This window comes from Sphingomonas sp., from assembly GCF_039594485.1.
GTDB lineage: Bacteria > Pseudomonadota > Alphaproteobacteria > Sphingomonadales > Sphingomonadaceae > Sphingomonas.
In genome coordinates this window covers 26,659-35,619 of the sequence record NZ_JBCNNI010000040.1, presented here as the reverse complement: position 1 = coordinate 35,619, position 8,961 = coordinate 26,659, and the positions used below count along the sequence as shown (strand labels likewise).

Sequence of the window (8,961 nt, the reverse complement as noted above, 5' to 3'; positions counted from 1 at the left end):
GAAATCTCTGGATCGAGCCAGGTTGCTACGACCCTGCCACCAAGGAGATTGACGAGGGGCGCACACGCCGCAACCTGATCGTCGGACGACGTGGCCGTTTGTAGGGCGGTCGAATGTCTGCCGTACAGTGCGACGCGACGTTGGCCGGAAATGTTCATGAGGATGAAGCCTTTTCTGTTGGGGGCCGTGCGGAGGACGTGGTGTGGCGGTGTTCCGCCGCCAGCTGCCGGGCGAGCAGCTGCACGAGTTCGGCCAAAGCCTTCTCGCTTTTTGCATTTTTCACCCACGAGATCCGCGCAATGGCCATGGGGCGGTGATAGGAAGACAAAAATCAGGCGTGCATCAACGATACACAATCGTTAGATCGTATTTCGATGGCCCATCGAAAGCCCGCCCGGATGCGCCTCCCGCCTGGCTATGCCAGGCTCAAGGACAACCTTGGCCAGATCATCCGGGCGCACCGGCTGGCCGGCACCGGCACAGATGGGCCTCTGCCGCCCAAGCTCTTCGCACACCGCGTCGGCATTAGCCGGGTAACGCTGTCGCGGATTGAGCATGACCGAGCCTGGCCACGCTCCGAGACGCTGGAGGCAATCATCGACATTTTCGGGATCGACTGGTCTGATGTTGCCGAGCCCGGTGTGACGCGCTCACCACCTCGGCGGATACCTGACACGCTGCAGGATCTGCAGCGCGACACTCTCTGTCGAGCATTGAGGGCAGGGCGCATCGCATTGGGATGGAGCCTGTCGGACCTGGCGCGCTACAGTGGCATATCCGCGTCGCAGCTATCGAGGATCGAACGCGGGCAGGGCGGTAAGTCTGCGGTCTTTGGCTGGCACCCGGATTACCTGGCGATAGAACTGCAGGACCGGTTGATCGCGTTCACTCACCCCGTCCTGGCAAATGTCGCAGGGGGCGGGGTTCGACCTATCCATCCCAGTTATCAGAAATGAACGACACATTGTCCTATAAGGCAGTTTGACCACCGACCTCATGATGTCGGTAGGAATGCTGAAAAACTGGTGGATGCACGAACCCGCTGCGCGGGAGGGGCGTGCGGGACGCGGCTGAGGTGATGTAACGGGCGCCGTGCGGCGGTTGAGCGCGGCGGGAGGCAGGCAGACCATCGGGGCTCCACCAGAAGGAGCCCTGCCATGACCACCCTCGTACCCGTTGCCGTCAGCCCACTGCGCCAGCGTCTCATCGACGAGATGGATATACGGCGCTTCGGTCGCGAGACGCAGCGCAACTATATCCGCGATGTCGGGCGGTTTGCGACGTTCCTGGGACGCTCGCCCGACACCGCAACGGCGGAAGACGTGAGGCGCTTCCAGATCGAGCAAGGCGATCTAGGTGTGCCGGCGCCGACCATGAACGCCATCGTGTCGGCGTTGCGGTTCTTCTTCACGCAGACGCTCGACCGGCCGGACTTGGCGCGCAAGCTGGTCCGCATGCGGCATGAGCGCAAGCTACCGGTGGTCTTGAGCCGGGACGAGGTGGCGCGGCTGCTCGACGCGACCACGTGCCTCAAGCATCAGGCGGCGCTGTCGGTCGCCTATGGTGCGGGACTGCGCGCGGCCGAGGTCGCCGCCCTCAAGGTGCGCGACATCGATAGCGAGCGGATGCTGCTCAGGGTCGAGCGCGGCAAGGGTGGGCGGTACCGCAACGCCATGCTCCCGACCGGGCTGCTGGCCTTGCTGCGGGAGTGGTGGCGGGTCGGTCGGCGGGAGCGCGTGTTGCACGTCGACGGCTGGCTGTTCCCCGGCCAGCACTACCTCAAGCCGCTTAGCACCCGGCAGCTTCACCGCATCGTCGTAGAGGCAAGCGTGGCGGCAGGCATCGGCAAGCGCGTCGGGCCGCACACGCTGCGGCACTGCTTCGCGACCCACCTCCTCGAAGACGGAATCGACGTCCGCATCATCCAGACGCTGCTGGGGCACGCCAAGCTGGAGACGACGGCCTATTACACGCAGGTCGCCACCCGGGTGCTGCACAACGTGACCAGTCCATTCGACCGGCTGGCGATGGTGGCCATTGAAGCGAGGCCGCCCAGCGGCTGAGCGAGCGTGCGCGCCTCCATTGAGGTCGCCGACATCTTCCGCGCTGCCGGTCCTGCATACCGGGCCGCCCGCGCCGGCCACCTGAGCCTCGACCAGCTCAAGGTCATGTCGGCCATCGAACATTGCCGCACCGCCGTCATGGGCGGGCACGTTGAGGCCTGCACCGACTGCGGGCACTGGCGAGTTGCCTACAACTCCTGTCGCAACCGGCACTGCCCCAGGTGCCAGGGCGCGGCCGCACGCACGTGGCTCGCCGAGCGTGAGGCCGACCTGCTGCCGGTCGGCTACTTCCACGTTGTCTTCACGCTGCCCGCCGAGGTCGCCGACATCGCGCTCCAGAACAAGGCGGCGCTCTACGGCCTGCTATTCCATGCGGCATCCGAGACGATGACCACCATCGCTGCCGACCCGAAGCATCTTGGCGCCCGCATCGGCATTACCGCCGTGCTCCACACCTGGGGCTCGGCCATGACCCACCACCCGCACATCCACATGATCGTGCCGGGCGGCGGTCTCTCGCCCGACGGCAGTCGTTGGATATCTTCACGCCCGGCATTCCTGCTGCCCGTCAGGGTCCTGGGCAAGCTGTTCCGCCGCCTGTTCCTCACCCGGCTGATGGCGCTGCGCGAAGCCGGGCGGCTCGCCTTCTACGGCAGCCTCTCCCACCTCGACGACCGGCGCGCGTTCCTGCGTCATCTCGCGCCGGTCAGGAAGAAGCGCTGGGTCGTCTACGCCAAGCCGCCGTTCGCCGGACCCGAGACGGTGCTCGCCTACCTGTCGCGCTATACCCACCGCGTCGCCATCTCGAACAGCCGGCTCCTGCGCTTCGACGAGGCCGGGGTGACGTTCCGCTACAAGGACTATCGCCGGGGCGGCGCCGACCGGCAGCAAGTGATGACGCTCGCCGCCGACGAGTTCATCCGCCGCTTCCTGCTCCACGTCCTGCCGAAGGGCTTCCACCGCATCCGTCACTATGGCCTGCTCGCGGGCGCCACCTGCAAGGCGCATCTCGACCACGTCCGCCAGCTGCTCGGGGTCGCTCCGCCGGTCACGGCCGATGCGCGGGTCGAGCCGGACGACACCCGCCCGCCATGCCCGTGCTGCGGCGGGCACATGGTCGTCATCGAGACCTTCGAACGTCAGCGCCGGCCCCGCGCGCCCCCATCTTCTGCGGCGCTACCCGGGACACAGGCGTCGTGACCCGGCACGGCCTGACAGCACCATACCCTGCAGCATTCATGCCTGCGGAGCCGATGTCACCTGCGCCGATCGCCATCAGCGAGGTCGCTACCTTGAACCAAGCTGATCTGCCCACGCGCGTTAGCCCGTCATGGCCACCCAGATTCAGACCGTCCGCATCCAGGGTCGAGCCCGCACACGCCGTGCCCCTCGTCATCCTGGCGGGCCGAAAACCGAAAATCCCATAGTACACCGCTCGCGGCCCGCGGGTTCGGGCTTCCAAGACTTTCGTACGCCTGCCGGCGCCCGAAACCCTTCAGGTAAGCGGCCCGTCCGCTTTCGGGCGTCGATCACGACAAAGGGGACGGTCGTTCAGGCGGCAGGGCAGGGGGCCGTGGACGGGCCTTCCCCACGACCTGTGAGCGGACTTGAGACGCGCCTTTTTACACTTTGAAATCAGCACGAACCCGTGCGTCAACGGGGAGGTTACAACCGACCGGTTATGACACCAGGCACAAAAAGTGACGCTCAAACCGTCCTGCGCGCTTCTCAAGATCGAACGCTCGTTCAGCTTCAAGTTTGCGCATCTTAGCCGTTGCGGGCTGATAACTTCCGCGCGAGATTAGGCTGCCTAGGAACGCGGTCTGCTGGGCTCCAGGTCATGCAAAGTCTCCTGCGATCACGCCGGCATCGGGCTGTCGCATCGCCTGAATCCACGCGTGGACTTGAGCGTAGTTAGCGGTGGTGATCGGATATGCGCGCGCGCTGATGTCGCTTGCCGCGCCGGGGCTGATATCGCTCGTCGTTACGATCATACCGGTGGCGGCCTGCTCGTGAAGCACGTCGGCGTAAAGGGCTTTGACGACAACCCGCTCTACCTTGCGCGCCTGGCGCTTGCACTGGACAATGATGGCCGGTGGCCCGCCGGATTCCGCATCGGCGTTCCACATGCGCAGGTCGATGCTGCCGTCGTTGCGGCCGGGGCCGAGGTCAACCTGGTAGCCTTCGCGTTGAAACCATTCGGCGGCCAAGGCCTCGAACTGTCGCCAGTGAATGTCCCTTAGCCGCTCTGGCTGGCTCCCTAAGTAATTAATGAAGCGCTGGTCGAAAAAGGTGTCCGCATCAATAGGAAGACGTTCGCTGGCGAAGAGATCGTCTAGCGCGATCTGGCTGGTAATGTCGACCGTACGCGTAAAGAAAGGTGAAAAGGCTAGGTGGAAGGTCATGGCCTCCTGAAGCGCATCCCACACGCCGGGCCGCCCACCCACCATCGTCCGAAGTTCCGCGAGAAGCGCGGCCTGTCCTTCATCGTTGCTGTTGCGCAGGCGGAGATAGTGACTGGCGACAGCCTCCAGCTCCAGCATTGTGTCGATCGCGAACAGGTCGCGCCAATCGCGGTCCAGCAACCGCATGAGCCGCATACCGAGTGTGGGCATTCCGGGCTGCTCGACCGCACCAATGGCATGGAGCAGGTCACCTACCGTTTCGGCATAGTCTTCAGACTGTACGCGCAAGACCTTATCGCTTTCGAGGCCTTCGCGGAGAGCATTTTCCGCAGGCAGATGGGCGAGCATGTTAGCTTCGGTGAGCGCGAAGCCCGACCGGACTCCTGCATCTTCGCTAAGCGCGGTGCGGAATGCAAAGGCGGGCATGATGATGTGGCCCATCGGGCAAACGGTTCCTGCATGTTAGTGGAAGCTCGAAGCGCCGCCGAATGCTTGACACTGCTCGAAGGCGCGCAGTGTCTGATCAGTAGCGATTTGCCCGCGCCTCGGACTTATTTGTTGCCGTAGACGCAGGCACGCAGCGCAAACTTCTCTGTGGAACCATCGACGCGGTTCACCCAGAAGCACTTGGTCCCGAAGTCTGCGGTTCGCACGCTGAATGATTGGATCCCGCTATCGATCTTAATTGATGATTCGGGGTGCAATGCGAGCGCGTCGCGCAGGATGGCGCTGTCCGCTGCGTTCACCTTATCACCGACGTCATAGCGGGCGAGGATGGCCTTCAGAAACGCATAAGCGTCTCCTCGGCTTGGAAAATCGAGTGCGCCAATCATGATGGGCTTGGAGGGCATGCAATCACCTTCTCGATTAGGAGGCACTTAGTGCGGTTTAGCCTTCAGAGTCAGGATAGAGTCGTTCGAGGATCTCGCGAAGAATAATCTCCGGGATGCCCATGCCCGGGAACTCATTGACGCGGTCAGCCACCCACTCCAGGCACTGGTCCTTGTCGAGATCGTCCCTCGCAATCTTCTCGTAAAGGGCGACTGCGCTCATGCGCGACAGGCCAAGCTCCATCAGCGACAGGAGCGTGCGGGACGACACGCCAAACTCCAGCTGCGTCCCGATATCGATGCCGTCCTCGACAAGATCCTGCCGACCGATAGCACGCAGGTGGATATACAGCACATCCATGTAGGCGGAGAAATATTTTGGCGCCTTGAACCGAGCGATCTGCTCGACATGCTCCATGGTCTGCCGAATAAGAGCTGGCAGCTTGTAGGCCCGGTTGTTACGGACGTGATATTCGATGTTCCGCCGGATCATCATGGCTAAGGAAAAGCCTTTAAGCCATTGAACTATGATGCGAGCATAAAGCGGTATCAGGCCCTCGGGTAGAAATGCCGGAAACATGTTCTGGTCGATACGCCGCATGATCGTGACAAACCGGTCATAGCTGTCTTCACTGTCCACCGGCGCGGGCAACAGGTTTTCGGGATCCCCCTCGTATCGGCGGAAGGCGTCGAGCAGCCGCTGAAGGCCAAGCGCACTGATCCCAGGGTGACGATTGGCGATCTCAGGGCTGATCTCGATCTGCGAGGCGATGGCCGCGAGGTTCGCGTCGAGCCGCTCGATAAGATCCTTGTCGTGGCGTTTTGCCAGGCCAGCCTTGGCAATGGACCCGAGCCGCAGGAAGGTCGTGAGCAGATAGGAACCGACCTGCTCATATTGATCCGCCTCATGAAGGTCCGAAAGGTCGGCCGATACCCTGCGATTTAAATAGTCGGCTAGGCCCGCGCCGGTCTCAATGACAGCGTCACTTTCGCGCTTGATGGGATAGCGCGCGCGCGCGGGTACGCCATGCGGCCAAGCCTGGGGATTGCCGGGGTCGATGCAGATGATGTTGCCTTGGAACTCGTCACCCCAGCGGCCGGCGCGGCCAGCCAGATTCCAGAAATCGTACGGCTCCATCGGATTGCCGAGCCCCTTGCGCGGCCCGCGCAGCACGATGGTCCGACAGGATAGGTTCACGCCTTCGATGAGGGTCGAGGTGCAGACGAGAAACCGGATCTTGCCAGCTCGGAAGAGCCGTTCAATTTCGAGCCGGATGAGCGACGGCATATTGCCGTAGTGGAAGGCGACGCCGCGCTCGACGAGCGGCGCCAGTCGGTATTGCGGATGCACGCCCTTGCGGGTCAGGTCGGCCAACTCCAGCAATTCCTTGTCCACGACCGCCCTAGCCGGGATGAGCTGGCTGATGAGATCGGCTATCTCTTCGGAGTCTGACGCTCTGTTCGCATAGACGAGGGTTCCGCCATGCTCGCCCGCGGCGGCGGCGATGAAGGCGAGCTTCTTGGCAGGACCGGTCGGCGAGCTGGCAAGTCTAAGCGTCCCGATTGACTGCTTGCCGTCAGGTTTAACGACGGAGAGGTTCCAGAGCTTGGGTTTGCGGGGCACCTGCTCGGCGATAATGACGTTCTGGAGAACGGTGGGCACGTCGCTGTCGACCGGCGCCGTCTCAGTTCCCTCGGGCGCGTCAGCCAGTAGCTCGCCAGGATTCTGGGTGGCTGGGCTGATGAAGACGAGCTTGAGCGCCGGATTGGCGCGGCTGACACGCTCGATCGCATCCTGAAGAATGACACCGCGCTGGTTATCGCCGATCTTGTGGGCTTCATCGACGATCAGGAGATCAATCGCGATGTCGTCACCGACGAGGTTGGCAAGAAGATGAAGACGCTCTTGTGTAAAGACGAGGATCAGCGGCGAGCCGCCGACCCGCGCGGCATCATATTTCTCGGTCAGCGGCAGCGATGAAATCTGGATTGCTCCGGACTTGCCAAGCAGTAGCTCCAGATTGGTCTCGATCTCGGCGACGAGCGCTCGAGTGGGTGCAAGGTAGACTGCGACGCGCTTGGTGCCGTCGTGCATCTGATCGATCAGCCACTGGAGGACGAGGAAGGTCTTGCCAGACGCGGTCGGCGCCGACGCTGATATCCAGCCGTTGACGGCGGCTTTCTCCCAGAAGCGCTGTTGGAAATCGTTGACCTGCAGCCAGTGCCCGCTCGATTCAACAAGGACCGCCTGATCCATCTGCCGCCGCTGCGCTTCTATCCGCAGGCTCATCCCGAGCCGTCCGTCCAGATCGTCGGCGAGCAGCGCTCGCTTGCGGGCAAGGGCCACCGCCCGAAAGTTTGACAGCTTGCCCAAGAGGACCGCGCCTGCATCAATGACGGCAGCGCTCTTGGACATCGTGACCGCGCTGGTCGCGATTCGCAGCGCGGCTTCCTGGTGGAAGCGTGTGTCAGACCGGGCGAGGACGCTGCCGGCCAAAAGCAGCCGTTGCCAGTCAACGGTCGACGCCACGGAGACGGGCTCCGGAACAAGATTGCTGATTTCGCCGCGCACGGTGTGGCGCGTGAGCAGGTCGAGCTCCTCCTCGATCCCCTCTTCGACCAACCAGCTCTGGAGATCGGCGATGCTCATTCCGCTATTCCCATCGCTTTTAGAAAGGCTTTGCGAAATTCATCTGCTGAAGGCAGCGGAAGACAGAAGAACTCGATTTCGAACTGGTCGAGCTTTTCAGTCTGGAGGCGCTCGCCAATTTTCTTGCGCCACGTCTCCAGTGCCAGCCGGGCGGCTTCGGCGAGCTGGTCGCCAATTGCCTTCACGCCGCCGCCGGGATAGAACTCGGCATCGAAGCCGATTAAAGCAACGCCACAGTATTGGACGCGCCGGGACTGGATCGAAGTCTTGTCGAAATAGCGCTTCAGGGCCTCGGTAAGCGCGGGATCGCTCAGATCGGCCTTGTCGCTGAGCAGGATGAGATCACGTTCACGTTCGGCGTCTTCATGCTCGGGCTCGACGAGGAACGGCGCAAGCGAGGACAGGCAATCCTGGATGGCGGATACCACGTTCTTGTAGACCTTTGACTCGCCCCAATAGAGCTTTAGGACGCCATCAGGCGTGACGCCCGCATAGACGCCATCGGCGCCGTGATAATGCATGCGCGAGTCGGTTTTCAGATCCATTTTACATAGGATCTGTGGGAGTTTGAGAAAGCGCTCTGCCAGTAGGAAGAGAAGCATTTCGCCACCCTCCCCCGTTTTGGCGAGATCTGTGAAAGACCGCTTTGCCTGTTCCACCAAGGCAGTGACCGCCTCGGTGCTCTTGTATTTCTGATCGCGTTCCTTGGCCTTCGCGAGTTGGAACCTCGGAATTGCATAGTCCGCGACCGCGTTGCGCATGAACTCGGCAAGCCGGTACGGCTGGACGCGGCCGTTCGCGTCTACGGCCAGGCAATGGCAGTGAACCTTAACCGCATGACCGTCGATCAAAACGTCTCGCTCGATCAGCGAGAGATGAATGTCGAGCGCCTCCGGATCCCCCGTCAGCGCGGCCGCAAGGTCAGCGTCAGTTATATTCGACAAACCGACCCTCCACCCATACAATTGAATGATCACGCCGAAGCGTTGAAGCTTAGCGACAAGCTGAGAGTT

The 8,961-nt window shown here is 62.4% G+C and carries 8 protein-coding genes; 3 read left to right on the top strand and 5 right to left on the bottom strand.

The genetic code is table 11. The features are described 5' to 3' along the window. Positions 1-154: 154 nt before the first annotated feature. A complete protein-coding gene (locus ABDV78_RS16310; protein ID WP_156884259.1) occupies positions 155-307 on the bottom strand; it encodes a hypothetical protein in 153 nt (50 codons plus the stop codon). A 91-nt stretch (positions 308-398) separates the two neighbouring features. Here ABDV78_RS16310 and ABDV78_RS16305 point away from each other — a divergent pair, with 91 nt between their 5' ends. The 3 genes from ABDV78_RS16305 (at position 399) to ABDV78_RS16295 (ending at position 3,263) form a co-directional block, all read left to right on the top strand. After that, positions 399-956 (top strand): helix-turn-helix transcriptional regulator, encoded by a 558-nt coding sequence (locus tag ABDV78_RS16305; RefSeq protein WP_343528510.1) that lies wholly within the window; start codon positions 399-401, stop codon positions 954-956. A 201-nt stretch (positions 957-1,157) separates the two neighbouring features. After that, positions 1,158-2,063, top strand: coding sequence for a tyrosine-type recombinase/integrase (locus tag ABDV78_RS16300; protein ID WP_343528508.1), 906 nt, complete (start codon positions 1,158-1,160; stop codon positions 2,061-2,063). Between the two features lie 6 nt (positions 2,064-2,069). Next, positions 2,070-3,263, top strand: a complete 1,194-nt coding sequence (locus ABDV78_RS16295; RefSeq protein ID WP_343528506.1) for an IS91 family transposase — start codon at positions 2,070-2,072, stop codon at positions 3,261-3,263. 638 nt (positions 3,264-3,901) lie between these two features. Here ABDV78_RS16295 and ABDV78_RS16290 read toward each other — a convergent pair. The 4 genes from ABDV78_RS16290 to ABDV78_RS16275 form a co-directional block, all read right to left on the bottom strand. Then, positions 3,902-4,909, bottom strand: coding sequence for a restriction endonuclease (locus tag ABDV78_RS16290; RefSeq protein WP_343528504.1), 1,008 nt, complete (start codon positions 4,907-4,909; stop codon positions 3,902-3,904). Between the two features lie 110 nt (positions 4,910-5,019). Further along, positions 5,020-5,319, bottom strand: coding sequence for a DCL family protein (locus tag ABDV78_RS16285; protein WP_343528502.1), 300 nt, complete (start codon positions 5,317-5,319; stop codon positions 5,020-5,022). A gap of 37 nt (positions 5,320-5,356) precedes the next feature. Then, entirely contained in the window at positions 5,357-7,948 is a 2,592-nt protein-coding gene (locus ABDV78_RS16280; protein WP_343528500.1) for a DEAD/DEAH box helicase, read from the bottom strand. Then, a complete protein-coding gene (locus ABDV78_RS16275; protein WP_343528498.1) occupies positions 7,945-8,892 on the bottom strand; it encodes a DUF1837 domain-containing protein in 948 nt (315 codons plus the stop codon). The genes ABDV78_RS16280 and ABDV78_RS16275 overlap by 4 nt, the downstream gene beginning before the upstream one ends. Positions 8,893-8,961 lie beyond the last annotated feature (69 nt).

What these genes read in the sequence shown, in the direction of transcription:
- ABDV78_RS16290 (WP_343528504.1), bottom strand. Translation starts at nt 4,909, where the DNA reads ATGGGCCACATCATCATGCCCGCCTTTGCATTCCGCACCGCGCTTAGC.
- ABDV78_RS16310 (WP_156884259.1), bottom strand. Translation starts at nt 307, where the DNA reads ATGGCCATTGCGCGGATCTCGTGGGTGAAAAATGCAAAAAGCGAGAAG.
- ABDV78_RS16280 (WP_343528500.1), bottom strand. Translation starts at nt 7,948, where the DNA reads ATGAGCATCGCCGATCTCCAGAGCTGGTTGGTCGAAGAGGGGATCGAG.
- ABDV78_RS16285 (WP_343528502.1), bottom strand. Translation starts at nt 5,319, where the DNA reads ATGCCCTCCAAGCCCATCATGATTGGCGCACTCGATTTTCCAAGCCGA.
- ABDV78_RS16305 (WP_343528510.1), top strand. Translation starts at nt 399, where the DNA reads ATGCGCCTCCCGCCTGGCTATGCCAGGCTCAAGGACAACCTTGGCCAG.
- ABDV78_RS16300 (WP_343528508.1), top strand. Translation starts at nt 1,158, where the DNA reads ATGACCACCCTCGTACCCGTTGCCGTCAGCCCACTGCGCCAGCGTCTC.